This window comes from Pseudomonas putida (assembly GCF_002906855.1).
In the GTDB taxonomy this organism is placed as follows: domain Bacteria; phylum Pseudomonadota; class Gammaproteobacteria; order Pseudomonadales; family Pseudomonadaceae; genus Aquipseudomonas; species Aquipseudomonas putida_N.
Genome location: NZ_MINI01000048.1, coordinates 59453 through 85932, shown reverse-complemented (window position 1 = coordinate 85932; position 26480 = coordinate 59453). Strand labels below are relative to the sequence as shown.

Annotated in this window: 31 protein-coding genes and 1 pseudogene; 21 read left to right on the top strand and 11 right to left on the bottom strand. The window is 59.6% G+C overall.

Going from position 1 to position 26480, the window contains the following annotated elements; genetic code table 11:
- Positions 1-25 precede the first annotated feature (25 nt).
- The 6 genes and pseudogenes from BGP85_RS22925 to BGP85_RS22895 all read left to right on the top strand — a co-directional run bounded on the left by BGP85_RS22925 (position 26) and on the right by BGP85_RS22895 (position 5438).
- Positions 26-2278: a hypothetical protein gene (locus tag BGP85_RS22925; RefSeq protein ID WP_060495058.1), complete on the top strand. Its 2253-nt coding sequence runs from the start codon at positions 26-28 to the stop codon at positions 2276-2278.
- An 11-nt stretch (positions 2279-2289) separates the two neighbouring features.
- A complete protein-coding gene (locus BGP85_RS22920; protein WP_060495059.1) occupies positions 2290-3054 on the top strand; it encodes a LamG-like jellyroll fold domain-containing protein in 765 nt (254 codons plus the stop codon).
- A 60-nt stretch (positions 3055-3114) separates the two neighbouring features.
- Positions 3115-3666 carry a glycoside hydrolase family 19 protein gene (locus BGP85_RS22915; protein WP_060495060.1) on the top strand — a complete coding sequence of 184 codons (552 nt, stop codon included), beginning with the start codon at positions 3115-3117 and terminating at the stop codon, positions 3664-3666.
- Complete coding sequence (locus tag BGP85_RS22910) at positions 3663-3956, top strand: hypothetical protein (RefSeq protein WP_258035821.1); 294 nt, start codon at positions 3663-3665, stop codon at positions 3954-3956. Before BGP85_RS22915 ends, BGP85_RS22910 begins: the two co-directional genes overlap by 4 nt.
- Before the next feature lie 188 nt (positions 3957-4144).
- Positions 4145-4435: pseudogene (locus BGP85_RS22900) on the top strand (lysis protein); the annotation flags it as partial.
- Positions 4436-4583: 148 nt separating this feature from the next.
- Complete coding sequence (locus BGP85_RS22895; protein ID WP_083276563.1) at positions 4584-5438, top strand: DUF2971 domain-containing protein; 855 nt, start codon at positions 4584-4586, stop codon at positions 5436-5438.
- 206 nt (positions 5439-5644) lie between these two features.
- On the opposite strand, the gene BGP85_RS22885 is transcribed toward BGP85_RS22895, so the two are convergent.
- Entirely contained in the window at positions 5645-6685 is a 1041-nt protein-coding gene (locus BGP85_RS22885) for a DUF2806 domain-containing protein (RefSeq protein WP_060495306.1), read from the bottom strand.
- Between the two features lie 708 nt (positions 6686-7393).
- Here BGP85_RS22885 and BGP85_RS22880 point away from each other — a divergent pair.
- The 7 genes from BGP85_RS22880 (at position 7394) to recX (ending at position 11837) form a co-directional block, all read left to right on the top strand.
- Positions 7394-8140, top strand: coding sequence for a LexA family transcriptional regulator (locus tag BGP85_RS22880; protein ID WP_103445309.1), 747 nt, complete (start codon positions 7394-7396; stop codon positions 8138-8140).
- Between the two features lie 252 nt (positions 8141-8392).
- Positions 8393-8725, top strand: coding sequence for a phage holin family protein (locus BGP85_RS22875; protein WP_103445308.1), 333 nt, complete (start codon positions 8393-8395; stop codon positions 8723-8725).
- Positions 8726-8775: 50 nt separating this feature from the next.
- A complete protein-coding gene (locus BGP85_RS22870) occupies positions 8776-9324 on the top strand; it encodes a glycoside hydrolase family 19 protein (RefSeq protein WP_103445307.1) in 549 nt (182 codons plus the stop codon).
- A gap of 194 nt (positions 9325-9518) precedes the next feature.
- Entirely contained in the window at positions 9519-9641 is a 123-nt protein-coding gene (locus tag BGP85_RS29365; RefSeq protein WP_258035820.1) for a hypothetical protein, read from the top strand.
- Between the two features lie 54 nt (positions 9642-9695).
- Positions 9696-10178, top strand: a complete 483-nt coding sequence (locus tag BGP85_RS22865; protein WP_103445306.1) for a CinA family protein — start codon at positions 9696-9698, stop codon at positions 10176-10178.
- A 103-nt stretch (positions 10179-10281) separates the two neighbouring features.
- The gene (gene recA, locus BGP85_RS22860) at positions 10282-11355 is read left to right on the top strand and encodes a recombinase RecA (protein WP_103445305.1); all 1074 of its coding nucleotides are present in this window, start codon (positions 10282-10284) and stop codon (positions 11353-11355) included.
- An 11-nt stretch (positions 11356-11366) separates the two neighbouring features.
- Positions 11367-11837: a recombination regulator RecX gene (gene recX, locus BGP85_RS22855; protein WP_103445304.1), complete on the top strand. Its 471-nt coding sequence runs from the start codon at positions 11367-11369 to the stop codon at positions 11835-11837.
- 64 nt (positions 11838-11901) lie between these two features.
- Here the strand turns inward: recX and BGP85_RS22850 are convergent, their stop codons facing one another.
- Complete coding sequence (locus BGP85_RS22850) at positions 11902-13020, bottom strand: LOG family protein (RefSeq protein WP_103445303.1); 1119 nt, start codon at positions 13018-13020, stop codon at positions 11902-11904.
- 302 nt (positions 13021-13322) lie between these two features.
- Between BGP85_RS22850 and BGP85_RS22845 the strand changes: the two genes are divergently transcribed.
- Positions 13323-13526 carry a hypothetical protein gene (locus BGP85_RS22845; protein WP_103445302.1) on the top strand — a complete coding sequence of 68 codons (204 nt, stop codon included), beginning with the start codon at positions 13323-13325 and terminating at the stop codon, positions 13524-13526.
- Here BGP85_RS22845 and BGP85_RS22840 read toward each other — a convergent pair whose 3' ends face one another.
- On the bottom strand, positions 13527-13946 hold the full coding sequence (locus BGP85_RS22840) for a quorum-sensing-regulated virulence factor family protein (protein WP_085675646.1): 420 nt from the start codon (positions 13944-13946) through the stop codon (positions 13527-13529).
- A 225-nt stretch (positions 13947-14171) separates the two neighbouring features.
- Between BGP85_RS22840 and BGP85_RS22835 the strand changes: the two genes are divergently transcribed.
- The 3 genes from BGP85_RS22835 to BGP85_RS22825 all read left to right on the top strand — a co-directional run bounded on the left by BGP85_RS22835 (position 14172) and on the right by BGP85_RS22825 (position 16151).
- Positions 14172-14882, top strand: a complete 711-nt coding sequence (locus BGP85_RS22835; protein WP_103445301.1) for a tRNA-uridine aminocarboxypropyltransferase — start codon at positions 14172-14174, stop codon at positions 14880-14882.
- A 179-nt stretch (positions 14883-15061) separates the two neighbouring features.
- Entirely contained in the window at positions 15062-15712 is a 651-nt protein-coding gene (erdR, locus tag BGP85_RS22830; protein WP_103445300.1) for a response regulator transcription factor ErdR, read from the top strand.
- Positions 15713-15785: 73 nt separating this feature from the next.
- Positions 15786-16151, top strand: coding sequence for a diacylglycerol kinase (locus tag BGP85_RS22825; protein ID WP_010952700.1), 366 nt, complete (start codon positions 15786-15788; stop codon positions 16149-16151).
- On the opposite strand, the gene finR is transcribed toward BGP85_RS22825, so the two are convergent.
- Entirely contained in the window at positions 16148-17074 is a 927-nt protein-coding gene (gene finR / locus BGP85_RS22820; RefSeq protein ID WP_103445299.1) for a LysR family transcriptional regulator FinR, read from the bottom strand. The two genes, BGP85_RS22825 and finR, sit on opposite strands and share 4 nt — an antisense overlap.
- A gap of 117 nt (positions 17075-17191) precedes the next feature.
- Between finR and fpr the strand changes: the two genes are divergently transcribed.
- The gene (gene fpr, locus BGP85_RS22815) at positions 17192-17971 is read left to right on the top strand and encodes a ferredoxin-NADP reductase (RefSeq protein WP_060510139.1); all 780 of its coding nucleotides are present in this window, start codon (positions 17192-17194) and stop codon (positions 17969-17971) included.
- 67 nt (positions 17972-18038) lie between these two features.
- On the opposite strand, the gene tsaA is transcribed toward fpr, so the two are convergent.
- The 6 genes from tsaA to BGP85_RS29680 all read right to left on the bottom strand — a co-directional run bounded on the left by tsaA (position 18039) and on the right by BGP85_RS29680 (position 21243).
- The gene (gene tsaA, locus BGP85_RS22810) at positions 18039-18734 is read right to left on the bottom strand and encodes a tRNA (N6-threonylcarbamoyladenosine(37)-N6)-methyltransferase TrmO (RefSeq protein ID WP_103445298.1); all 696 of its coding nucleotides are present in this window, start codon (positions 18732-18734) and stop codon (positions 18039-18041) included.
- A gap of 6 nt (positions 18735-18740) precedes the next feature.
- On the bottom strand, positions 18741-19202 hold the full coding sequence (locus BGP85_RS22805; protein WP_103445297.1) for a YehS family protein: 462 nt from the start codon (positions 19200-19202) through the stop codon (positions 18741-18743).
- A gap of 47 nt (positions 19203-19249) precedes the next feature.
- A complete protein-coding gene (locus BGP85_RS22800; RefSeq protein ID WP_103445296.1) occupies positions 19250-19960 on the bottom strand; it encodes an rRNA pseudouridine synthase in 711 nt (236 codons plus the stop codon).
- 119 nt (positions 19961-20079) lie between these two features.
- Positions 20080-20535 carry a GNAT family N-acetyltransferase gene (locus tag BGP85_RS22795; protein ID WP_103445295.1) on the bottom strand — a complete coding sequence of 152 codons (456 nt, stop codon included), beginning with the start codon at positions 20533-20535 and terminating at the stop codon, positions 20080-20082.
- A gap of 228 nt (positions 20536-20763) precedes the next feature.
- Positions 20764-21033, bottom strand: a complete 270-nt coding sequence (locus BGP85_RS29685; protein WP_181005073.1) for a hypothetical protein — start codon at positions 21031-21033, stop codon at positions 20764-20766.
- A 9-nt stretch (positions 21034-21042) separates the two neighbouring features.
- Positions 21043-21243 (bottom strand): hypothetical protein, encoded by a 201-nt coding sequence (locus BGP85_RS29680; protein WP_103466600.1) that lies wholly within the window; start codon positions 21241-21243, stop codon positions 21043-21045.
- A 230-nt stretch (positions 21244-21473) separates the two neighbouring features.
- On the opposite strand from BGP85_RS29680, the gene BGP85_RS22780 reads away from it, so the two are divergent.
- The 3 genes from BGP85_RS22780 to BGP85_RS22770 are packed head-to-tail and all read left to right on the top strand — an operon-like array spanning position 21474 to position 24843.
- Complete coding sequence (locus tag BGP85_RS22780) at positions 21474-22319, top strand: DUF6502 family protein (protein ID WP_103445294.1); 846 nt, start codon at positions 21474-21476, stop codon at positions 22317-22319.
- Complete coding sequence (locus BGP85_RS22775; RefSeq protein ID WP_103445293.1) at positions 22316-24040, top strand: DUF5666 domain-containing protein; 1725 nt, start codon at positions 22316-22318, stop codon at positions 24038-24040. The genes BGP85_RS22780 and BGP85_RS22775 overlap by 4 nt, the downstream gene beginning before the upstream one ends.
- Positions 24041-24093: 53 nt before the next feature.
- Complete coding sequence (locus BGP85_RS22770) at positions 24094-24843, top strand: hypothetical protein (RefSeq protein ID WP_103445292.1); 750 nt, start codon at positions 24094-24096, stop codon at positions 24841-24843.
- Positions 24844-24913: 70 nt separating this feature from the next.
- On the opposite strand, the gene rimO is transcribed toward BGP85_RS22770, so the two are convergent.
- On the bottom strand, positions 24914-26245 hold the full coding sequence (rimO, locus tag BGP85_RS22765) for a 30S ribosomal protein S12 methylthiotransferase RimO (RefSeq protein ID WP_103445291.1): 1332 nt from the start codon (positions 26243-26245) through the stop codon (positions 24914-24916).
- Positions 26246-26480 lie beyond the last annotated feature (235 nt).

Genomic DNA, 26480 nt, shown 5'->3' with positions numbered 1-26480 from the left:
GTTTTTTTGTGCCCGGAGAAACTGAATGACTGATATCCAATCGCTTGAACAGTACGGAGGCCAGCTGTCCGAAGCGGCAGCAAAATCCAAGAGTGCGTCGGAGCTGCAGCATGTCTATGTCAACGGCGGTGTCGATACGGACGTGTTGACGGAATCGGGGCCTGTGCCCTGCATAGCCAAGCAGGCGCGGCTCTACCTGGATACGTTGCCCGATGCGGCGGCTGATTTGAGTAAGGCAGTTGCCAATGGCCGGGTTTACACCACCGTAGCTGAGGGGCTGGCATCACCCACTGTCGCTAACGGTGCTCAGTTCTGGGTGCGGCAGACCGCGCCCCTCACAGGACAAGACCTATACAGGCGCTCAGGTTCCATCGCGGTCTTCGAGGGCGTCAGCATTGCTGGCTCTGGCGAGGTTAAATCCGTGGATGCGCGCTTGACCGCGACCGGTATTACCCAGGTGCCAAAGGGGCCGTTGCGCAACCTGTGGGGCTTGCAACTTGGGGCGCGTATGCCTCTACGGGTGGACGAGTACGGCAACAGCCACTTGAGTCTGTCCGTCGGTGACATGCAGCGTAAGGTGCCGTCATCGCCGAACAGCCCGCGTGCCGCAGGCGAAATGGGCCTGACCATCGGCGACAAGCTATTGGCTAATCCGGCGCACATTGCCCGAGCCATGAAACGCCCTCGCGGCCCGCAGCTGGATGTGCCGTTATTAATAACTGCAGGACAGCGGGTCATCCTACAAATGGGCCAGGCCGTTACCGGTTCAGACACGGCAGTGGCAAGCAAGGCGCAAGTGCGGGAGGCACAGCAAGAGTTCCGCGCCTGGGATGATGTTTCGTGGATGACCCGTGAGGTTGTCAGTGACGGCAAGACTCGCGTGCAGGTGCACGACGGGCTAGTGTGGCGCGACCTGTTTCCTGGTGGCGATGGGTTTAACGACGCAGCGCCCGCGGCGACAGGCAGTACCGTGCGCTTCTTGAGCGACCGTACGACGGGTGCTGGTGGCGCCCTGACCCCGCATGCCAAGTTGAAGTCGGGCGAGCTGATTGCTGAAGCTCCGGTGCTGTGGCACCGTCAAGGCACCGGCCAATCGCTGTCACTGGGCAGTCGTGGCTTCATGATCGGCGCCAATGGCCTGCCGCTGTTTGAAGAAGGTGTTTTCGGCGAAGTATTCAGCAAGGCGCCATCGCCGTTTAAGAATCGTTGCTTGGCGTTCAAGGGGTATGGCGCTCGCGGCTATTACGGTGTCGGCGGGGCGGTCCCAGTCAGTGCCTACACCGATTTCGAACCGCTGCAAGAACGCTTCGAAGGTGGCCTGCTGGGTGAAACGCCCATGTCGGGCTTTGCCAATGGCATGAACCGCTACCTGAACGAGCGCGGCACCGGCATACGCTACTTGTGCTCCATCGCCGGCGTGGGCGGCCAGCCCTATTCGAGCTTGAAAAAGGGCACCGCCACTTTCACCACCCTGGTCAATATGATGACAGCGGCCCGGCAGATCGCGCAGGCGCGCGGCATGATCTACCGTGTGGCGCCACTGAGCATCACCCACGGTGAATCTGAGCCGGTTGGTACCACGCAGGCGGCCTATGCAGCATCGATGCGCGAATGGGTCAGCGACTATCAGGCAGCGGTTACCGCTATGGATGCTGGGATCCCATTGCCTTGGTGCTACCTGTCGCAGATGAACCGTGGGGCCGCCTCGATGAACTTCGTGTCGCTGGCCCAACTGCAGATGCACGAAACCGATCCGCAGTTCGTTCTGGTAGCCCCGAAGTACCAGTACCGCTACCACGACACCTGGCACCCGTACGCCGAAGCGTACGTGAAGATTGGCGAATACGAGTACCGCGCCGAACGCTTCCGTCTACGCGGCCAAAAGCTGGACTGCCTACGGCCTCTGTCGGTGGTATGTAGCGGGTCGACGTTGACCGTGACATTCAGCAATACCCCGGCCGGCGATGAGCTGACTGCAGGGCCGGTGGGCGCGCTACAGATCAACGCGGCGGCCGCTAACCCAGGCAACTACGGGTTTGCCCTGACCGATACGGCGGTGTTGATCAACTCGGTGATGCTGCTGGCCACCGGCAACCAGATTCAATTCAACCTCAGTGCCACGCCGGCGGTCGGCTCTTCGCTGAACTATGCGCTGGCAAACACCACCGCCAGCCGTGGCTGCATCACCGACACCGACAACCGTGACATTTCTGCTTTCGATGGCAAGCCATTGCATAACTGGCTCGTTGCATTCAGCAAACCTATCTCTTTCGTTTAAGGACAATCACCATGACCGTACGTCAAATTATTCAGCTGGCCGGTACCCTCGACATTCCCGGTCTGCCACAGCTCGATGTCACCCAGGATGAAATCAGCATCGCCAACCTGACCCCGTTGAAGCTGTGGGCGGCAACTGCTGGCTGGGGCGCAAGCGCCGATGATCTCGGTTTCGAAGATCGCGTTACGGGTAACAAAATCCCCTTGAATGGCTCGGCCACCTCGTCGCGTTTGGTTGGCGCGTTCGACGGCTCGCAGGCGCTGTCCCAGGGTACTGCCGGCGCTGTACTCAAAGATGACAGTTTCAGCACGGCCGGGTCTTTCACTATCGCCATGAACCTCTGCGCGATCAACGATGAACTGACCTGTGCGCCTGCCAGCAGTTCGGTGTTGCCTGGATCTGGGCAAAGCTACTGGTTCCTGGCGTCCTCGGCTGGCAAGTTCCGCATTGGTACCACCAGCCTGTCCACCCAGTTTGCCGACTACCTTGGCCCTCTGTTGAGCCGCACCGCATGGCTGCGCTTGATCCTCAAGTACGACCGCGCGGTCGGTACCATGACGCTGTACGTCAATGGGGTGCAGCAAGCCAAGCTGACCAATGATGCGTTGAAGACTCTAAGCCTTGCTCCAGGCCTGGTTATGGGGGGCCTGGTCACTACCACTGCAACGCCTACTTCGCCGCCTTGCTTGATGCGTTCGCCGATGGGCTTCAACAGCGCGCTGTCTGACAGCGAGCTGGCCTTGGTCGACCGCTACTTGTCCAAAACTCTCTACTAACCCTGCCAATAGGTTTCAAGCCCGCCTAGTGCGGGCTTTTTTGTACCTGGAGAAAACCGAATGCCGATTACAGAGCAGCAGCTGCTGCGCATCCTCCCCAGCGCCGGCCGTAAAGCCGGCGTTTTTGTTCCTGGCCTCAACGCAACCATGGGCAAGTACGCCATCATCACGCGCCTGCGCATGGCCGCGTTCCTTGCCCAGGTGGGGCATGAGTCGGGCCAACTGCAGTACGTGCGTGAGCTTGGCAATGACAAGTACCTGTCGAAGTACGATACCGGCCGTCTGGCCCAGCGCTTGGGCAATACGCCTGCTGCAGACGGCGATGGCCAATTCTATCGGGGCCGTGGGCTCATTCAGGTCACGGGTCGGTTCAACTACGAAGCCTGTAGCGAGGCCCTGTTCGGTGACAGCCGGCTACTCAACACCCCGGATCTGCTCGAGCAGCCTGTCTATGCATCCCTGTCGGCCGGCTGGTACTGGCAGAAGGAAGGCCTGAACAGCTTGGCCGACAAGGGTGACATCTTGGCCATCACGAAGCGTATCAACGGCGGTACCAACGGCCTGGAAGAACGCAAGGCCTTCTATGAACGAGCGCTTGAGGTGCTGCAGTGAATGCATGGGCCACCCGCCTGGTCGCCGTAGCGCTGCTGTTGGTCGCCAGCGCTGGCGGCGCCCGGGCAGCCTGGGTGTGGCAGGCCAACGCCTACAAGGCGCAGCTCGCTGATCAGGCCGGTGACTTCGGCAAGCAGTTGGCGGAGAAGGATCGCGCACACGGCCTGGAGCGGGAGAAGGCGGCGGCAGCAGCGCTTGATCAACTGGCTGAACAACAAGAGGCGCGGCGCGCCCTGGAAGCCCGCCTGCAGGGCCAGGCACAAACGCATTGGAAGGAGTGCGATCCATGAACCCCACCTTCTAAAAGATAGGGCCTCAGCTTACCGTGGTATCTCTGGCGAGCAGTTCCATGGCAGCAAGGCTTCGTAGTCTGAGAGCTGTCGGGGCGCATCATGCAGGGCTGGCTCCAGAAGGAAATCGGGAGCACAGCATCGGGCATCAGGTAAGCGCTTTGAATGTGGGGTTCATGGAGCACTTACATTGGAAGGAGATGGAAGATGCTCAACAAACTCAAGCTCGCCTGCGTGACCGGCTTGCTACCTCTGATCTGCGGCTGTCAGTCCTTGTCGACGCCGGAGCGTTCGCCGCCTCGGGTTGTGACAGTGGGGTGCGAGAAGCCACCGGCACCGGAAGCGTGGTTCATGGCGCCGTACGCGCCCAGCTTGACCAGGCGCATTCTCGACGAATTATCGCCATCACCGATGAAGGAGACAGAGGATTAATCGCCCTCAGGGCTTGCCAAGCGTATATCCGCGAGAGCCGATTTTAGACCGTTTGCTAAAAGCTTATATTGATGAGTTTTTCTAGCAATGAGGCGGTAATTCGTGTGGCCGGTCTAGTGCTGGTCGGAGCTGCTGCTCATGAGGTAGCATTCTCCGTCTACGCCTCAGGGCTTTATCGCGAAAGGGATTTGATTCATGCACTTGTTCAAATATTTGCGGCCGGAAAGAGTCGATGTGCTCGAGGCTAGAGTTCTAGCATATTCTAAGCCTTCTCGATTTAATGATCCCTTCGATTGTTTGCCTAGCTTCATTGATAGTAATGAATTAAATCCGGTGGGGGCCCGTAAATATTTTGTTCAGGCTAGGCCGCAAGATTTGCATCTTCCGCATTTGAAGGAGGCCTTTTTGGATCATGTGCGGCGTTCGATCGCTGCAGACCCGTCCTTTACCCTGAGTTCAATCTCACTAATTGATCCAGATCCTAATGGTCATTACATAGAGCATGCAAGAGGGTATCGCGCAGCCTTAGAGTCACATTTGCAGGACTCAGTTGTGGCTCTATCGCTTTCCGAAGAAGTTAATAGCCTTTTGATGTGGGCTCATTACGCTGCAGATCATACTGGGTTTGTGGTCGGATTTGACGCTGGTCATACGTTCTTTAATACTGTCGCTGTCAATTCCTATGGGCCGGGTTCGCTTAATAAGATAGTGTATTCTGAGTGCCGCCCGTCCGGAATTGCTGGGGCTATGAGCGTCGAAAGCGCCTATCTCACTAAAGGAATAGAATGGGGGTATGAGAAGGAGTGGCGTATCTTGCAGAAGGCGAACAATGCTAGTTCTGTAATAGAAACACCGATCGGCGATGTCCATCTTTTTGAGTTTCCCTCGGATGCCGTAACTGCGGTTGTCATAGGTGCACGGGCTACTGAAAGTACGCGGTCACGTATAGAGAGTGTTCTAAGTGATAAATGCAGCTGGCCAAGAGTCAAAATCTTCCAGGCTCGAGCGGATTCGAGCTACTATCGGATAAATTATGAGCCGATATTTTAATTTCTAATCAAGGTGTTGGAATTCATACTGGTATGCTTCGCTTGCGAAGAGGGCGATCAAAATTTCTCGATCGCCTTTTCTTGTCTTCAAAGCAGCGTAATCGAGGTTGTAATGCCTCTGGTTACTAAGCCCTGTAGTGCGGGCAGCGATGCTAAATGAATCTAACGCATTGCCCAGCGGCATTCTAAAACGTTACCTTCGAGTTTTTAATAAATTGATACCATATTGATTCCCTTGAAATGTGTTGGCATGTCATTTTCATAGACTACCTCAAAGTCTCCAAGCAGGGCAGTGAAATTTTGCTCTTTGTACAGCAGTGCGTATTCCGCCATAAAATCATCCTTTGCAACGGTGTGTTCTAGTTTGATAACTTGCTTCCCAATGCTGGTAAGTCGTATGGCGGGCATTGTAAGTCGTTGTTTGGGGTCTGCATGTTGGAAGGCTAGCATCCTGTTATGACATTTTATGGTGAACAAATACTTATCGGAAAATACACTTTCGAAATACATCGAGACATTTTCGGAGTCTACGCCCATGAGAATTCCTAGGGCTTGAAGGTCAAGTAGGGATTCATATGATACCCCATGCTGTTCAAGAACATTGAGATTGCGCCATATAAAGCCATTTTCCCAGACATATGGTGCTACAGACTGTATGATATTTGCCTCTTCACGAGTAATTCCTTTCAAGAATTCAAGCGTCCTAAATGAGTAGCTTCCAGGGGACTTTATTTCTCCAGCTAGGACGCTGCCCCAAAGTCTTTGGATATCTTCATTGGAGGTTTTCCCGGCGTTTTCTCTCCACAGAAAGAGCCACTCATCGTCAATTGGTTTACTGTTGACAGGCTCGTCGGTGGAGGTGTTGGTTAATATTTCTTCGGCGAAAATTATGGCCTTTGTTTCGTTGATCTCTTTTCGAAGAATGTCAGCATCTGCCTTGAGCTTAATAGGGGTAAAATCAAAGCTCAATGATGGCTCTATGCGCCCATTTGAATCTCGCTCGGTCTCATCCGTGTCAAGAGATCCAAGGTATTTGAGCTTTCCATCTTGCTGGTAGGTTGCGAGCCCCGCTTTGATTTCTTCTGCGTATTTTTCTGCCTGAGCCAAACTGAGGAGGTTATGAACTTTACCTTCGGTTCTGGCACGTTCCTCTCGGCGTATTTGCGAAGGCCTTAACAGGGAGCCCATGCCTTTATCTGCTAATGTGTCCCACAGTTTGCCTAGTATTTCTTCGCCAGGTGCTTTCATGGAGTCTCCAACGCGTCCGCACTTATAAGAAAATTTCGGTGGTCACGTAACGAAAATGTATTGATTACAGGGGGTATGCTGAGCTAGTAGAGCGTGCTCAGTGTAGTCGTGTGATTCGGAAAAATCTTAACGTGAAGGTCAATTGAGCGAAGGTCGAAGCATTCATCAGGGGGTTCATGTCGGTCTCTTATGTAGGGGAGGGGATTTTTAGGGCAAATTTAGGGCAAATTTAGGGTCGGATTAGGCCGCATCAGGTCTGCCAATGCGGACGCTTGGGCACCGTTTTCGGGCCCTGTACGGCCTCTGGTGTGAGCTGGGCGGGTTCAAATCCCTATCCCTTGTTTAGGCAGGATCAGTGCAAGGCCGGTTCGGCCTACGTGGACGAAGTCGGGTCTATCCTTGGGGCAATAATGGGGCAAACCATGCGCCATTCAATGCCAATCTATGCCCATGCATAGGTTTATGCCTGGATGAAAAAAAGCGCCCAAGCCCTAATACTGTGGGGCTTGGGCGCCTTTTCCTGTTCCTACTGCAGCACAATTGGTGTGTGTGCGGAAAGATCAGACATTCAGGGCCTTACAGCGGGTGATCTGGTTGGCGATTGTGAAACCGGCAATGGTACAGGCTTTTTCAACCAGATGCAGGCGCCGGCCATGGGGCATGCGTGTGCAGTCAGGTGCATTGCATTTGCCGGCGCATGCCTGCATTATGCATGTTATGCAAAAACGCAACGTAGCCACCGTACTCAGAGAACTGCTCGACCGCCACGGCCTGTCCCCGACGGAGCTGTACCGGCGCACGGGTGTCCCTCAATCCACTTTGTCGCGGATTCTCGGCGGCAAGATCGTCGACCCTTCCGACAAGCACGTGTCGAAGATCGCCGACTACTTCGGCGTGAGCACCGAGCAGTTGCGCGGCCGTGCCGAGCTCGGCGAGTCACGCGAAACCGCGTTGCCGGCCCACGGCCATGCGGACCTCAGCGACATCAGCCTGTGGGACGATGAAACCCCCGTCGAGGATGACGAGGTGTCGGTACCTTTCCTTCGCGAGGTCGAATTGGCAGCAGGATCAGGAAGATTCGTCATCGAAGAGAGCGAGCGTGCGCGGCTGCGATTCGGCAAGCGCAGCTTGCGTCACAATGGTGTGCAATTCGACCAGGCCAAGTGCGTGACCGTGCGCGGCAACAGCATGCTGCCGGTGCTGCGCGATGGTGCGACGGTTGGCGTGAACACCGGCAAATGCTCGATCGGCGACATCATCGATGGCGACCTCTACGCCATCAATCATAACGGCCAGCTGCGGGTGAAGCAGGTCTATCGCCTGCCTACCGGCATCCGCCTGCGCAGTTTCAACCGCGATGAACACCCCGACGAGGACTACAGCTTCCAGCAGATGCAGGACGAGCAGATCAGCCTGCTTGGGCATGTGTTCTGGTGGGGCATGTACGCTCGCTGACAAGCCCGCTTCCAAGAACCCGCTTCGGCGGGTTTTTTTTCGTCTGCAGAAAATCCCTACACATCAGGCCGTGCATGGCCTGCATGCATTTCAGCAAAATCCAGTGCATATAAATGTGAGCGAATGCATTGACAGCATATGCATTAATGCATAGCCTGTATCTCAAGCCGGGCGGAAACCGGTTGTTACACAGGCGCCGATGGGCAGGCTTCGATTGCTCAGAGGTTTGGCAACTACACAGGAGGCAGAGCAGTGACGATCGAGCATCAAGCGTTACTGGACATGCCGCTCTGGCTGGTAATTGGCCTGGCATTGCTGGGCGGCTTGTGCGGCGAGATGTGGCGGGCCGACAAGGCCGGTGCCACGGGGTGGGCGCTGCTGCGACGGCTGGTGCTGCGTTCCGGAGCGTGCATGGTTTGTGGCGTGTCGGCGGTAATGCTGTTGTATGCCGGTGGTCTGTCGATCTGGGCGGCCAGTGCATTTGGCTGCATGACTGCGGTGGGGGGGGCCGATGTCGCCATGCGGCTGTATGAGCGCTGGGCAATCCGGCGCCTGGGCTTGCGCGACAGCACTCGAGCCGACTAGCGCCAAGAGGGATATGCATGAATGAACACTATCAAAAAGGAGCGACAGACATGCTCACTGAATCGCAATTACTACAGATCTTGCCAAACGCCCGTCCCGTCGCAGATATTTTTCTTGCTGCGCTGAATGTTGCCTTGCCTCGCTGGGAAATTGACAAACCCAGGCGTATGGCGGCGTTCATCGCCCAGGTCGGCCATGAGTCCGGCGAGTTGCGCTATGTGACCGAGCTGGGTAGTGACCACTATCTGGCCCGCTACGACACTGGCAGCTTGGCACTGCGCCTGGGTAATACGTTGCAGGCAGACGGCGATGGCCAGTTCTATTGTGGGCGTGGCCTGATCCAGATTACCGGGCGCAACAACTACGAGGCCTGCAGCCGTGCGCTGTTCGGCGACGAGCGTTTGCTGGTGCAGCCGCAGCTGCTCGAACTGCCGCGCTGGGCCTGCGAGTCGGCGGGATGGTATTGGTATTCACATGGGCTCAATGCCTTGGCTGATCGGGGCGAGTTCAACCGCATCACGCGCCATATCAATGGTGGGCTGAATGGTTTGGAAAGCCGCCTGAAGCTCTGGGCGCGGGCGCGAAAGGTGTTGTGTTGAACCGTTTGGCAGCGGGTCGTGACGCGCGCTCGTCCCGTCGCTCTGCGAAGCGTTCGACCCGCTTGATTTTCAAGGGCAGGTTTTTAGAAGAACATGGCGCTTACCTGGGGCGGCCTGCGCCCTGAACTTGCCGCAGGGAGTGAGCGATACGGTATGCCGATAAGCCCAAATACCGCATATTTGGTGAAAGCCGTGTGCTCTTTCCGGTCTTTGCGGCCCTGTTCATGGTGATGCTCGAGTATCTGCTGCTGGCGGTCTATCTGGTGTTCATTCACTACCCGTTGTGGTTGTTGGTGCAGCATCGCGCCAACAATTGATCGTGCATTCAGGGGCCTGATAGGGTGATGGCCAGTTTCTACGAGGAGCCTGTCATGGACCCGATCACCGTTCTCGCCACCCGTCTCGGCGAACACCTGCGCCGCTTTAACTCCCAGGTGACCACCGCCGAATCCTGCACTGGCGGTGGCATCGCCGAGGCCATCACCCGGGTGCCCGGCAGCTCGGCCTGGTTCGAGGCCGGTTACGTGACCTATTCCAATGCCCAGAAAACCCGCCAGCTGAACGTGCCCCATGCGCTGTTCGCCGAGGTTGGTGCGGTCAGCCAGGAGGTAGTCGAGGCCATGGTTCGGGGCGCCCGGGCCGCCAGTGGTGCACGGTTTGCCGTGGCCGTCAGTGGCGTGGCCGGGCCCGACGGTGGTTCGCCGGCCAAGCCGGTGGGGACCGTTTGGCTAGCCTGGGCCGATGGCGAGCAGGTAACCAGCGAACGTCGGCACTTCGACGGTGACCGCGAAGCCGTGCGCCGACAAACGGTGATCGCCGCGTTAGACGGCTTGTTACAGCTTGGCGCCGAGTAAATCGACGACAGGGGTTTGCGCGCGCGCCAGCCTGTGGAATAATACTGGCTACTTATACAGGTATTCCGGCCGTCAGGGCCAAGTCGAACACGTGAGGATTTCAATGGACGACAACAAGAAGCGCGCCTTGGCTGCGGCCCTGGGTCAAATCGAACGCCAATTCGGCAAAGGCGCGGTCATGCGCATGGGCGATCACGAGCGCCAGGGCATCCCGGCCATTTCCACCGGTTCCCTGGGCCTGGACATCGCGCTCGGCATCGGCGGTCTGCCAAAAGGCCGTATCGTCGAAATCTACGGCCCGGAATCCTCGGGTAAAACCACGCTGACCCTGTCGGTCATCGCCGAAGCTCAGAAGAACGGTGCAACTTGCGCCTTCGTCGACGCCGAACACGCCCTCGACCCTGAATACGCCGGCAAGCTGGGCGTCAACGTCGACGACCTGCTGGTCTCGCAGCCGGACACCGGCGAACAGGCCCTGGAAATCACCGACATGCTGGTGCGCTCCAACGCCGTTGACGTAATCATCGTCGACTCCGTGGCTGCACTGGTGCCAAAGGCCGAGATCGAAGGCGAAATGGGCGACATGCACGTCGGCCTGCAGGCCCGTCTGATGTCTCAGGCACTGCGCAAGATCACCGGTAACATCAAGAACGCCAACTGCCTGGTCATCTTCATCAACCAGATCCGCATGAAGATCGGTGTGATGTTCGGTAGCCCGGAAACCACCACCGGTGGTAACGCCCTGAAGTTCTACGCCTCGGTGCGCCTGGACATCCGCCGTACCGGCGCGGTCAAGGAAGGCGACGAAGTGGTCGGCAGCGAAACCCGCGTCAAGATCGTCAAGAACAAGGTCTCGCCTCCGTTCCGTCAGGCCGAGTTCCAGATCCTTTACGGCAAGGGCATCTACCGCAACGGCGAAATCATCGACCTGGGTGTTTCTCAAGGCCTGGTAGAGAAGTCCGGTGCCTGGTACGCCTACCAAGGCAACAAGATCGGCCAGGGCAAGGCCAACGCAGCCAAGTACCTGGCGGAGAACCCGGCCATTGGTGCCGAGATCGAGAAGCAGATTCGCGAGAAACTGCTCAAGGCCGGTGCTGTTGCTGAAGCCGGCAAGGCCGCTGCCGCTGCCGCTGAAGCCGATGCCGACGACATGGCTGACGCCGACGCCGGTTATTGATAGCAGCTGGTATGTCCGCCGTACTCGACACCCCCGTCGCCGTCAGGCGGACAGCCATGGACCTGCTCGCGCGCCGCGAGCATGGTCGCGTCGAGCTGACGCGCAAGTTGCGTCAGCGCGGTGCCCCGGATGAACTGATCGAGCCAGCGCTCGATCGGCTCGCCGATGAAGGGCTGCTTAGCGAAGCCCGTTATCTCGAGAGTTTCATCCGGTACCGTTCCGGTTCCGGCTATGGTCCTGCGCGTATTCGCGAGGAGCTTGGCCAGCGCGGGCTGAATCGAAGTGATATCGAGCAGGCCCTGCGTGACAGCGAAGTGGATTGGGCAGCGCTGCTGCAAGATACCTGGCATCGCAAGTTCGCAGGGCTTCGCCCTCAGGACCCTCGAAGTCGCGCCCAGCAGACCCGGTTTCTTGCCTACCGCGGTTTCCCCATGGACATGATCGGTAGGTTGCTCAGCGGCCGGGATCTGGATGATTACTAGTCAAATGGCCTCATCGCTGGCACGCCAGCGATGAGGCCATTTGCTTTATCACGAAAATTACCCTTCAGCTGACCTTCAACGCCTCCCGAGCCCGCTGGGTCGTATGCATTGGCTCCGGTTTGGCCCAGTTTTCCGGCAAGTTGATGAAATCGACCAATTCCCGCAGTCGCCCCTGGTCACGACCATTGAAGGCAAACGTCAGCCGCGTCAGATGGCTGAAGTTGCCCACCTCGTGTTCGGCACCGCTGTCGGCGTGTTGGTGATACCGGCCACTCAGGCGCAAGTCGGCAAACCCCTCCTGAATATCATGCAGTGCGGCCTCGCTGAGCCGATGGTGCATGCGGATCACGAACTGATTCTTCAGCCAGCGGCTGGAGTGGTAGTTGCTGTAGAACTGGTTGATTTCCTCGACGGCCTCATCGGCGCTATGCACCAGGCGCAGCAGCTTCAGGTCGCTGGGCAGGATGTAGCGATTTTCTTCGAGCTGGCGGCTGATGAACGCCAGGCAGTCGCGCCAGAACGTGCCGCCCGGTGAGTCCAGCAGTACCACCGGTACCAGTGGGCTTTTGCCGGTCTGGATAAGCGTCAATACTTCAAGTGCTTCATCCAGGGTGCCGAAACCGCCCGGGCAGAGCACCAGTGCATCGGCTTCCTTGACGAAGAACAGCTTGCGAATGAAGAAGAAGTGGAAGGGCAGCAGCTTGTCGGTGCCATCCACCGTGGCATTGGCATGTTGCTCGAAGGGCAGGGTGATGTTGAAACCCAAGCTGTGGTCACTGCCTGCCCCTTCGTGGGCCGCCGCCATAATGCCGCCGCCGGCCCCGGTAATGACCATCAGTTCGGAGCGGGCGAGGGTCGCCCCCAGCTCGCGAGCCAGGGCATACATCGGGTGTTCCATGGGGGTGCGTGCCGAGCCGAATACGGTGACTTTGCGTCGCCCCCGGTATTGTTGGAGCATGCGGAACGAGTGATCCAGTTCGCGTAGGGCCTGCAGGGTGATCTTGGCGCTCCAGCGATCGCTGTCGTCATGGGCCATGCGCAAGACCGTGAGCATCATGTCGCGATACAGCGGCAGGTTGGGGCTGCCCGGCGCGACCAGTTGCAGCTGCTGGTCGATCTTGCTCAGGTCGATGCCGTGGTCCCTGAAGTGATTGAACAGGTGTTCATTCGATTGGTAAGGCATTCAACGTCTCCTTCTGCAGCAAAACCTCTGACCGGGCCAATGCTGTGGCTCGGCCGCGACACTACGTGTGTCGCTGGCTGCCGTGACTCGAGCGTGCATTTCGAGCATTGCAGTAGGCCTTCAAGACCGTGGTGCAGGAGTGTCTGTCCGGCGTGTCGTTTTCGGGCCTTCGCTATCAATCTAGACCGTTGCACCTGATCGTGCAGGCGTGAATACGGTGGCCACTCGTCGGCCTGTGACCAGCCCTGACGAGGGTTTGGTTAACTGGAGAAGCGAAACGTGTCGATGCAGGAGGTGGCGGTATGCATCGCTTGGTCATCGAGGTAGACCGGCAGCTCTATCAGCAGCTGGAACATGCAGCCCAGGATCACCATGTGAGCCTGGAAGCCGAGTGCCGTCGCAGGTTGGCAGCGCTTGAATGCCAGTCACGCTACCTGCAGGCACTGCTGGCAGAGATGCGCGCCGACGAAGAGCCGCGGCGCGCCGAGGGGGAGCGGGTTACCTAGTCACTTCTTCTTGTTGCCAGCGGTGCAGCTGGCAGCATCGAAGGCCTGGTCCATGACCGGCTGGTTGGTCTTGTATACGCTGAAGCGATAGACCATCACCGCACCTTTGGACATCAGGTTACGGAAACCACTGTTGCGGCACACGCTGTCGCCCAGCTGGCTGCGAACTTGCGCCGGGTTCTGCTGCATGCGTGCGGCATGCTCGGCACGTACGCTGAGGTGGTTGACCAGCGCCTTGCCTTCAACGGTATAGCCCTGATCGAGAATGTCTTCGTTGATGGCGCGAGGGGTGCCGACACTGCTTTCCGTGGCGACCTTCTGCAGCAGCTTGTTGAGCTCGAACTCCTGCTTGGAGGCAGCCTGGGCTGCCAGTGGCAGGGTGAGCAGCAGGCTCAGGGTCGGGACGATAAGACGCAGCATGAATCTCTCCTGGTTCGATGACTGGCGCTTTGACATGCGCCGGTGGCGGGCGTTCCATGAAACCCGCAGCAGCGCAGGCAAATTCACGGTGGCCAATGGCGTCGATTATAAAGTACCGGTTGGTTGCGCTGCACGGCCAAATGGCGCCTGCTCTGATAGACTGGCGTTTTGCACCTTCCGAGTCCTTGCAGTGTCCAGTCACAACCCGTCCACAGGCTTGCCAGCATGAGCCACGCGGTAGCACGCCTGCGTGCCGAGCGCCTGGCACGCAGCATCAAACCTTTCATTGCCCGTGGTTCACGCGCCGAGCGTTGCCCCGATTGCCGGGTGATTGCCACCCATTGCCTGTGTGCGTGGAAGCCCAAGGTGCAAGCCGACTCCGGCGTGTGCCTGATCATGCATGACACCGAGCCATTGAAGCCGACCAACACCGGCTGGCTGATCGCCGACCTGATCGAAGACACAAGCGCCTTTGGCTGGCTGCGCACCTCGGTGGACGAAGGCCTGCTGGCGTTGCTCGACGACCCGCGGTGGCAGCCCTACATCGTTTTCCCCGGCGAATTCGTCGCCGAGGAGCGGGTGGTCAGCGAGGTCGTCCGGGAACCCGGCAAGCGCCCGTTGTTCATCCTGCTCGACGCCACCTGGACCGAAGCCCGCAAGATGTTCCGCAAGAGCCCGTATCTCGATCGCTTCCCGGTGCTGAGCCTGCAAGCCGAGCAGATGTCGCGCTATCGCCTGCGCCGGTCCAAGCGCGACGATCATTTCTGCACCGCCGAAGTCGCTGCCATGTGCCTGGACCTGGCGGGTGACAACCAGGCTTCCCAGGCGCTGGATGCTTATCTCGATGTGTTCAGCCTGCATTATCTCAGTGGCAAGCGTCGCCTGCCGCTGGATGATCAGGACGACACCCACCAGCGTTTGCATACCTTCCTATAGTCCAAGGGGCATACGTCTCACTTTGGTTCATAATGACGGGGCTGGCAGCCAGGGCGGGCGAGGCGGCAGGGTAGTTGGCTTGACCACCTCCGGCCGTGCTCGGCATCCTTGGCGCCGATTCCCCGCCAGGCGTTTCACTACCCCGCATGCGCCTGGCACAGAACAGGATCCATAGATCGATGGCCACATACGAAATCCTGATAGCCGATGACCACCCGCTGTTTCGCAGCGCTCTGCGCCAGGCCGTTACCCTCGGCCTGGGCGCCGACGTGCGCTTGGTTGAAGTGGCGAGCATCGCCGAACTGGAAACCCGCCTGAGCGAAAAAGCCGACTGGGACCTGGTCCTGCTGGACCTGAACATGCCGGGTGCCTATGGCTTCTCCGGGCTGGTCCTGCTACGCGGCCAGTACCCGCAAATTCCGGTGGTAATGGTCTCGGCGCAGGAAGAGGCCGCCGTGGTGGTCAAGTCCCGCGAGTTCGGTGCCAGCGGCTTCATTCCGAAGTCCAGCGGCCTTGAAGTCATTCAGGATGCCGTGAGAAAAGTGCTCGACGGCGATGTCTGGTGGCCACCGCAAGCCTTCGAGAAGGTCGATGTCTCGGCCGAGGCCAAGGCAGCCAGCGAAGGCCTGGCCAGCCTCACCCCACAGCAGTTCCGCGTGTTGACCATGGTCTGCGAAGGTTTGCTGAACAAGCAGATCGCCTATGAACTGAGTGTTTCGGAAGCGACCATCAAGGCCCATGTAACCGCTATCTTCCGCAAGCTGGGCGTGCGCACCCGCACCCAGGCGGCGCTGTTGCTGCAACAACTTGAATCGGTTGCCAGCAACTGACAACGCCTGGATTCACGCTTTTTTGACCCGTGCCGCACTAGTCTGCTGGCCTTTCTGTTGTGAAGTGACTCACATGACATCGCCATTCAAAGGCCAGACCGGCCTGAAACGCATCTTCAACGCCGCCGGCTATTCGCTGGACGGCCTGCGCGCCGCCTTCAAGGGTGAGGCCGCATTCCGCCAGCTGGTACTGCTCAACGTGCTGCTGATCCCGATCGCCTTCTGGCTGCCGGTCAGCCGTGCCGAGCGGGCAATCATGATCGCCGTCTGCCTGCTCGGCCTGATCGTCGAGCTGTTCAACTCGGCAGTGGAAGCAGCCATCGACCGCATCTCGCTGGAGCGCCACCCGTTGTCGAAGAACGCCAAGGACATGGGCAGCGCCGCGCAACTGGTAGCGTTGACCATGGTCGCGCTGGTGTGGGGTGTGATTCTGCTTTAAGCGATCGGCGGCAAGACGATCTCGTCACTGCGGGTAAAGCCCGCAGTGAAGTTGCGGCACAGCTCCAGGAATTCACGCATAGCCGAGGTCTGGTACTTCTGCTTGTGCCAGATGAAGTAGAACTGGCGCATCAGGTCCAGCTCCGGCGTCTCCACCGGTACCAGGCTGCCGCGGCGGAAGGCATCGCGCAGGGCCAGGCGGGAAATACAGCCGATACCCAGGCCCGACTCCACGGCACGCTTGATCGCCTCGGTGTGCTCCAGCTCCAGGCGGATGTTCAGGCTGGTGCGGTGATGGCGCATGGCCTGGTCGAAGGTCAGGCGTGTGCCGGAACCCTGTTCGCGCAAGATCCAGGCCTCCTGCGACAGAGCTTCGACATCGGCGCGTCCGGCCTTGGCCAGTGGGTGTTGCGGTGCACAGAACACCACCAGCTCGTCTTCGACCCATGGCTGCACCTCCAGGTCCGGGTGGTTGCAGTCACCTTCGATCAGACCCAGATCAATTTCGTATTGCGCAACCTGGTGCACGATATGCGCGGTGTTCTGCACATGCAGCTTGACCTGGCTCTCCGGGTGTACCTGCATGAAGCTGCCGATCAGCAGAGTGGCCAGGTAATTGCCGATGGTCAGCGTGGCACCGACCGCCAGCGAACCGAAGCCGGACTTGCCGTTGAGCAGGTCTTCGATTTCCTTGGCCTGGTCGAGCAGGGCGACGGCTTGGGGCAGCAACTGATGGCCCAGGGCATTGAGCGCCAGGCGCTTGCCGGCGCGGTCAAACAGCTGGCAGCTCGATTGCCGCTCAAGTTCAGTAATGGAGGTGCTCGCCGCCGACTGTGAAAGCGCGAGCACGCTGGCAGCCCGCGACACACTCTGGTGCTGGGCCACGGCGACGAATACCTGGAGCTGACGAAGTGTAAATCGCATATCTATATAACCGATAACACATATCTTGATAATTCAGTTAACAGATATTCTCGCTGCCCCTAAACTATCGCGCAACTGCGCGTCTTGCGCGCTGCGTTTTCTTCAGGAGCCCCATCGATGAGCAACATGAACCACGAACGTGTCCTCAGTGTGCACCACTGGAACGACACCCTGTTCAGCTTCAAGTGCACCCGCGACCCGGGTCTGCGCTTCGAGAACGGTCAGTTCGTGATGATCGGCCTGCAGCAGGAAAGCGGCCGTCCGCTCATGCGCGCCTATTCCATCGCTTCGCCGAACTGGGAAGAGCACCTGGAGTTCTTCAGCATCAAGGTCCCGGATGGCCCGCTGACCTCGCAGCTGCAGCACCTGAAGGAAGGCGACGAGATCATCATCAGCAAGAAGCCAACCGGTACCCTGGTCCTCGATGATCTGAAACCGGGCAAGCACCTGTACCTGCTGAGCACAGGTACCGGCCTGGCGCCGTTCATGAGCGTCATCCAGGACCCGGAAACCTACGAGCGCTTTGAAAAAGTGATCCTGGTTCACGGTGTGCGTTACGTCAACGAAGTGGCCTACCGCGAGTTTATTACCGAGCACCTGCCGCAGAACGAGTTCTTCGGTGAGTCGGTCCGTGACAAGCTGATCTACTACCCGACCGTGACCCGCGAGCCGTTCGAGAACCAGGGCCGCCTGACCGACCTGATGCGCAGCGGCAAGCTGTTCAGCGATATCGGCCTGCCACCGATCAACCCGGAAGACGACCGCGCGATGATCTGCGGCAGCCCGAGCATGCTCGACGAAACCAGCGAAGTGCTCGACAGCTTCGGCCTGAAGGTCTCCCCGCGCATGCGCGAGCCGGGTGACTACCTGATCGAGCGTGCATTCGTCGAGAAATAAGACGAATGCAGCAACAAAAAACGCAGACCTGGGTCTGCGTTTTTTTATGCCTGCAAGGAGGTGATTTTCAGCCTTCCCGTACGACTTCCAGCACTTGGATCTGATCCGGTTGCGGGTAATGCCAGCGGACCTGCACATCCCAGAACTTCACCCCGTACACCCGCTCCGGTGGTGGCACCTGATAGGCTGGGCGCGGGTCCTGCGCCAGGCATTGCTCGATCAGTTCCACCAGCGGCTCGCCAAGGCGCAGCCCATGTGCGTGGGCCTGGGGCAAGGCAGTGTCGCTCCAGCCAACGGCAATAGCGAGCGGCGCATCACTGGCCATCAGGTTGCTTGCCCCGGCAACGCTGTCGGCGTAGGGGACGTAGGGTTTGATGTCCAGGACCGGCGTACCGTCCAGCAGGTCAATCCCGGACAGCAACAGGCGCCCTGGCTCCACACCCTCCAGGCGTACCACCGATTGGCCGATGCCGTTGGGGCGATGGGTGGCGCGGGTGGCGAACACGCCCATGCTCTTGTTGCCGCCCAGGCGTGGCGGGCGCACTTTCAGGCGCGGTTTGTCTTCCAGGGCCTGGTGGAACAGGAACAGCAACCAGACATGGCTGACCTGCTCCAGCCCGGCCACCGCATCGCCCTGATCGAACGGCGGCAGCAGTTCCAGCACCCCGCGGGCAGCTGGCGCCAGCTGCGGCTGGCGCGGGATGGCAAACTTCTCCTTGAAGCAGGAGCGGACTATGCCGACCGGTGCAACCGTATGCTGCATGGCCACTCAGCCGCGCACGCGCAGGGTCAGGCCCTTGAGGAAGTTGCGCAGCAGCTGGTCGCCACACGGGCGATAGTTGTCATGCCCGACCTTGCGGAACAGCGCGCTGAGTTCAGGCTTGGACACCGGGAAATTTACCGTCTTGAGGATGGCGTGCAGGTCTTCTTCCTTGAGCTCGAAGGCCACCCGCAGTTTTTTCAGGATGGTGTTGTTGGTCACCGGCAGTTCGACCGGCTGTGGTGGGCGGCTATCGTCCTTGCCGCGGCGGTGGATCACCAGGCCGTCAAGGAAGTGCGCCATGACCCGCTCCGGGCAACGCACGAAACCGGCTTCGTCTTCCTTCTTCAAGTAGGTGGCGAGCACGATCGGGTTAACTTCGAGGCCGGACAGCGCGATGATTTCGGCCATCTTGGCGTCGTTCACCTTGAGCATGTAGCGCAAGCTGCGCAGGACATCGTTGTGGTTCATTGCTGCAAAATCCTGTTCAGTAGCCACGCCGGAGCGTGGCGTATTGCTTAGAAACGTTCGGTGGCTGCCAGGTAACGCCACTGCCCCACGGGCAGCTTGCCCATCGATACACCGCCCAGGCGAATGCGGCGCATGCCTAGCACTTCCAGGCGCAGGTAGGCACACAGCTCGCTGATGTGCCCGGGTTGCGGGTTTTTCACGACCAGGCGCAAGTGGGTCTCGTTCTGCCAGCTGGCCTTGGCCTTGGGTAGTTCCCGGTCATTGCGCGTCGCACCGCGCGCCAGGCGCTCCAAGGCCTGAGGCGTGGTCTCACCGCGCACTTCGATGATGTATTCCTGCTCCAGGCGGCGCAGGTCGGCGTCGATCTTGCGGGTGACGCGCCAGTCCTGGGTGAACACCTGTAGGCCGGTGGCACCACGTTCCAGCGGCGCCAGGCAGGTCAGGCGGGCAAAGTGCCCGTGCAGGGGCCGTACGCCTTCGCGGTGGGCCTCGCTGAGGTTGCCCATGTTCATGCTGGCGCGGGCGGTTTCGCTGTCGACACCGGCCGCTTGGTGCATCAGCAGGGTGACGGGGTCCAGTGCCTCGGTGCGTGCTCCCGGCAGCAGTTCGACGCGCTGGTCGTCGACTTTGAACTGAGGTTGCTCGACTACCACCCCATCGACCGTGACCCAGCCTCCTTCGATGTACTGCTCGGCCTCGCGGCGGGAGCAACCAAGCTGCTCGATGAGGCGTTTGGACAGGCGGACGGGTTCGGACATGGGGCAATTCGCAAGGCAGGGAAAGACCTACATTGTACCTGCCTGTGCGCGGTTGATGATGGGAATCTGTGTCAAATGCGCCGTTTTGGACGCAGACCACGGCATATTCGGACGCCGCCTTAAGACGCTGTAGGAATCAGCCTCATGTGCAGAAGGGGATAGGGCTGCCCCAAGCCATCCGTTTCTGAGCGGCCGACTACTTCGAAGCCTTCGTGCAAGTAGAAGCCCAGGGCTTGCGGGTTCTGTTCGTTGACGTCCAGGCGTTCGGCATTCAATTCATCGATCGCACAACGCAGCAGGCGCCTGCCAACACCCTTGCCGCGATAGTCCGGTGCGACGAACAGCATGTGCACGTAGCCGTTGGCGACTCCGGCAAAGCCACAGATGCGCTGGCGATCCTTGCAGCAGATCAGCATCACTGCGTCGAGGTAGCGGCGCAGCACCTGCTCGCGCAGCAACACGATGTAGGCCTCGGGCAGGAAGTCATGAGTCGCCCGCACCGAGTCTTCCCAGATCTGCACCAGCTCGCCGTAGTCGCTGTAGCGCGGGGTTTGCAGTGTGAGAGCCGAATGCATGCTGGTGTTCCTCCATGGCGATAGAGAAAACATAGCAGGCCAACCACTGGTCGGCTTTTCCGTGCGCGCCTTGAAGGCTGAGGCGTAGAGGTCTATTAATTAGGCGTGGGAAAAATTCCCACGCCAAGAAAAGAAATAACTTACAACAGATTCCCGGCTTGATTTGGCGTTCTCATGGCGAAGACCTGGAGACGGAAAATGCAAATCCACATGCTGTTCAAAAGGGCTCTACTGGCAGTTGCCGTTGCAGGCGTGCTGTCGACGGCCATCGTATTGGTTCCAGACGCGATTTCTCATGGCTCCAGCGCCTATGCCAAGGATGGCGGCGGCGGTGGTGGTGGCGGCGGTCACGGTGGCGGCGGTGGAAGCGGTGGCGGTGGTGGTGGCCACGGCGGTGGTGGCGGTGGAAGCGGCAGCGGTGGCGGCCACGGCGGTAGTGGCAGCGGCGGCCATGCCGGCAACAGTGGCAGCGGCCATGGTGAAGCAGGCCAGGGTCACGATGGCACCTCAAACTCCGGACGCAGCAGCAACCATGCTGAAAGGGGTGATGACCATGGCAATCACGTTGGCGGTGAGCCCGGTGATGATCATGGCAATCATGTTGGCGGTGAACCTGGCGACGATCATGGCAATCACGTTGGTGGTGAACCTGGTGACGATAATGGCAACCATCTGGGTCGCGAACAGGGTGATGACCGCGGTGCTCATGCCGCCGGCGAAGTCGGCGATGACAACAGCAGGAGCTGATTGGCAGTGAACAGCCCATACAAGGCCCAGGGAACGGGTTTTGTATGAGCGAGTCTCGGGCGGTGCAGCCTTATCACGCGTTTGCAGTGTGCGCTGACAGCTTTTTCTCATTCTGGTGGGAAGTAGTTACAGTTGGTGCGGGATGTTTTCCCGCGCCGTATGCTGGGTTCAACTGTCAAGGAATGCGCTCCATGCAATCGCCCTCTATCCCCCCTTCCATGTTGAGCGCACTGCGCAGGGTCATGCGCCCCCTGGTGCGCCTGATGCTGCGCAAAGGGGTGACCTACACGATGTTCACCGACGTACTAAAGGAAGTCTTCGTCGATGTGGCTCTTCGCGAGTTTCGCCTGGGCGACAAGGTGCCGACAGACAGCCGCATCAGCCTGCTTACCGGCGTGCATCGCAAGGATGTCCGGCGGCTGCGAAGTGAAAATGACGCAACTGACGCTGAGCTGCCGGAAAACATTACCTTGGGTGCGCAGCTGGTGAATGTATGGACCACCAGCCCACCGTTCTGCTCCGAGGCCGGGCAGGCGTTGGCGCTGCCAAGGCTGGCCAGCGTTGGCGGCGATTGCTCATTCGATGCCCTGGTGGCGAAAATCAGCACCGACATCCGCGGGCGGGTGGTACTGGATGAGTGGCTGCGCCTGGGTATCGTTCGCCTCGATGATCAGGATTGCGTTCACCTCGAAGCCCAGGCATTCGTGCCGCAGAAGGGCTTCGAAGAGAAAGCCGCGTATTTTGGCCACAACCTACATGACCACGCCTGCGCAGCGGTGCACAACCTCAGCGGCGAAGGCCTGCCGTTTTTCGAACGCAGCGTGCACTACGATGCCCTGACCTCGGCCAGCGTCGGCACGCTGCGTGAAGCGGTCTCCAAGGACGGCATGCAAACCTTGCTGGAATTCAGCCGGTTGGCCGCCGAGCTGGAAAACACCGACGTGCCACGCCACGAGGAACGCCAGCGCATTACCGTGGGGCTGTATTTCTACACTGAAGCCACCGACCCCGATTCGTCGAAGACTGCCGACTCATGACCCCCCTCGCGCGCTGCCTCAGCCTCGTCGCACTCGCCCTGGGTTTCGGGCTGAGCCTGGTGGCGCCTGCCGAGGTGGTTGCAGCACCGGTTTGTGTCAGCCGTGATGAAGTGGGTATGGCTGGGGCTGCGGGCTTGCAGTTCCCGGGCGGCACCGGTGGTACAGGCGCCAGAACCGGCGGTGTTGGCGGAACCGGCGTGCGTAGTGACAACGGCGGGGTGGGTGGCACGGGGGCGCCGCTCCAGCAGCGCCCTGGCGGAACGGGTGGTACCGGCGCGGTGGCAGAGGGGGTAGACGGTACTTTCATCGATCGCGGCCACGGTGGCGTGGGCGGCAGCGGAGCCCCGATCCAGCGCCCAGGCGGTACCGGGGGCACGGGGATCGTCGGCACCATCACCGGATTTGCTTCAATCTGCGTCAATGGCCAGGAAGTGCACTACGGCAAGGATGTACCGGTGAGTGAAAATGGTGCCCCTGCCAGCACCGCTCATCTGGCGATCGGCCAGGTTGTCGCGGTGGAGGCCTATGGCACACAGCGTGGCCTGCAAGCCGGGCGCATCGCGATTCTCAACGTTTACGAGGGGCCGCTGACGGCACTGCCGAATGCTGCGGGGCCACTGCGGGTCATGGGTCAACCTGTGCGCCTTGCCGCCGGGGCGCGCGTGGCTGAAGGGCTGCGCCCAGGCGAACCGGTCAGGGTCAGCGGCCTGCGCGATGCGGCAGGTGAAGTGGTGGCTAGCCGTATCGAGCGGGCGCCAGGGCTCAGGGAGGCCAGCGCCATCGGTACTGTCGATCGCCCCGGCAGCCTGCAGGGGCTGAAGCTGGGGACCCGCGTGGCGCCGGCGCGGGAAATGCTGGTGCGCGGCCAATGGACCGGGAACCAGCTGGAAGTCGCACAAACCCGCCCTGACCCGAGCCTGCCGTTTGCTGGCAGGGTGCAGACTGCGGTGATCGAGGGGCTGGTGCAGCGCACCCAGGCGCGCCAGCTGGTCGTCGGCGGCATCAACGTGACGCTGGGGCAGGATACCGTGATCGTCGGTAACCAGCCTGCTGCAATTGCACTTGACCAACGGGTGCGAGTAAGCGGGGTATTCAGTGCCACGCACGAGCTACGGGCCTCCCGCATCGAGTTCGATGATGACCGCGACGACCGTTCGGACAGAGGGCATTCCGGGCGTCAGAGCGAGCACGGTACCAGCGGTTCGGGCAGCTCGAGCAGCAGTGACCAAGGTGAGCGTGGGGCCTCCAGCAGCCGCCGCGAAGACAGTGAGGATCACAGTGGACGGAGTTCGACCAGCGACTCCAGTGGCCATGACACCTTTGAAAGTGAAGACAGGTCTGGGAAGTCACGGCATGTCGACAACGTGGAGCAACGCGAGACCAGCAACAGTGGCAGCTCCGATCGGGTGGAGAAGGTCGAGCATGTTGAAAAAGTAGAGCTCGAAAAAGTCCAGAAGGTGGAAAAGGTCGAGAAAGTAGAGAAAGTCGAAAAGCCCGAGAAAGTCGAAAAGGTGGAGAAAGTAGAGAAGGTCGAAAGGCCTGAGAAAGTCGAGAAGGTGGAAAAAGTCGAAAAGGTCGAAAAGGTCGAAAAGCCTGAAAAAGTCGAGAAAGTGGAAAAAGTGGAAAAAGTTGAAAAGGTAGAGAGAGTCGAAAAGCCCGAAACGGTAGAAAAAGTCGAGAAGGTCGAAAAAGTAGAGCATCCGGAGCGGTCCGGGCATTAGGCAACTAGGCTGGGTAAGTCCGATCACGCTTCCCGACGGAACCCGAGGTGCAGATGAGACCTACGCTCCCTCTTTTCGCCTGTTTGCTGTCCTGTACCGGTGCGTCTGTCCAGGCCGATACTTTCAGCGCTTCCATTGGCATGGACTATTCGAGTGGCGACTATGGCACGGGTACCACTTCGGAAATCTGGTACGTCCCCGTGGTCGGCAAGTATGAAACCGGCCCCATGACCTACAAGGTCACTGTGCCCTGGCTGCGTATCACCAACCCTGAAGTAGGCCCCAATGGCGATCCCTTGCCCGGCGGATGCCATGCGGTGGAGAGCGGGCTGGGCGACACGGTTGCCAGCGCCGACTATGCACTGCTCGACGGCAGTGACGGCGGCCTGATGCTCGACCTCATCGGCAAGGTCAAATTCCCCACTGCAGATGAAAAACAGTGCCTGGGCACCGGCGAGTACGACTATACCGGCCAGGTCGATATCGCTCAGGCATTCGGCCCGGTGACCGGCTTCGTAACCCTGGGCTGGAAGAAATACGGAGATCCGCCCGACAGCGACTTCAGGGATCCGATCTTTACCAGCCTGGGTTTTGCCATTCCTGTGGCGAAAGGTACCTCGGCGGGCGCCTCGTACGACTGGCGGCAGAAAGTCGTTTCGACAGGCTCAGAAATCCAGGAGCTGACCCTTTTCCTGACCCATAAGCTTAACCGGGAATGGAAGATCCAACTGTATGCGGTCAAGGGCTTTTCCGATGCCAGCCCTGATGCAGAAGGCGGGTTGATGGTTTTTCACACCTTCTGACAAAAAAGCCCCCGCCCGGGTATTCCTCGTTGGGAATACCGGGCAGGGGCTTTTTCACGTGCAGGCTGCCTTAAACGGGCTCGGCCCACATATCGTATTCGTCGGCATCCACCACTCGGCAACGCACTTTGTCGCCCGGCTTGAAGCCGTGGTTACCGTCGATGAACACGCTGCCGTCGATTTCCGGGGCATCGAAGAAGCTGCGGCCAACCGAACCTTGCTCCTCGACTTCGTCGATCAGCACTTCGATTTCCTTGCCGATGCGCATTTGCAGGCGGGCGGCGCTGATGGCCTGCTGGTGCGCCATGAAGCGGTCCCAGCGGTCCTGCTTGACGTCATCCGGTACTTCTTCCAGTCCCAGGTCATTGGCCGGAGCGCCTTCGACTGGCGAATACTGGAAGCAGCCGACGCGGTCGAGCTGGGCTTCGGTGAGCCAGTCCAGCAGGTACTGGAAGTCTTCCTCGGTCTCGCCAGGGAAGCCGACGATGAAGGTCGAGCGGATCACCAGCTCAGGGCATTGCTCGCGCCAGTTCTTGATGCGTGCCAGGGTACGGTCTTCGAAGGCTGGGCGCTTCATCGACTTGAGTACCTTGGGGCTGGCGTGCTGGAACGGGATGTCCAGGTACGGCAGGATCTTGCCAGCGGCCATCAGCGGGATCACGTCGTCGACGTTCGGGTACGGGTAGACGTAGTGCAGGCGCACCCAGGCACCCAGGCTGCTCAGCGCTTCGCACAGTTCGAGCATGCGGGTCTTGACCGGGCGGCCATTCCAGAAGTCGGTCTTGTACTTGACGTCGACGCCATAGGCGCTGGTGTCCTGGGAAATGACCAGGATTTCCTTGACGCCGGCCTTGACCAGGCGCTCGGCCTCGCTCAGCACTTCACCAACCGGGCGGCTGACCAGCTTGCCACGCATCGACGGGATGATGCAGAAGCTGCAGCTGTGGTTGCAGCCTTCGGAAATCTTCAGGTAGGCGTAGTGGCGCGGGGTCAGCTTGACGCCCTGAGGCGGCACCAGGTCGATCAGCGGGTTGTGGTCCTGGCGCGGTGGCACCACTTCGTGCACGGCGTTGACCACCTGCTCGTACTGCTGCGGGCCGGTCACCGACAGCACGCTCGGGTGCACGTCACGGATATTGCCTTCGTCGACACCCATGCAGCCAGTGACGATGACCTTGCCGTTTTCCTTGATCGCTTCACCGATGACTTCGAGCGACTCGGCCTTGGCGCTGTCGATGAAGCCGCAGGTATTGACCACCACTACATCGGCGTCCTCGTAGGTGGGCACGACTTCATAGCCTTCCATGCGCAGTTGGGTCAGGATGCGCTCGGAATCGACCAGGGCCTTGGGGCAACCCAGGCTTACGAAACCAACCTTGGGGGTGGCGGGAGTGGTGGACATGACTAACCTCGGTATTGAATGCCGTTCGCCCTGCCGCAGTCGGGGGCGATCTTGACGGGCGCTTTCGGCGCCTCTGATCAAAAAGTGCGCAATTCTAGCGAGCGCAAGGTCGCTTGACCAGCAGAAAAGCGACGAACGCTGCGCTATGCTTCGCGCCATTGCGCCGGGGTTTATGCATGCCCCTGACGCAGGCGTGAATTCTACCGGCCTTCAAGGCCAACTGCGGGAGTGTTCG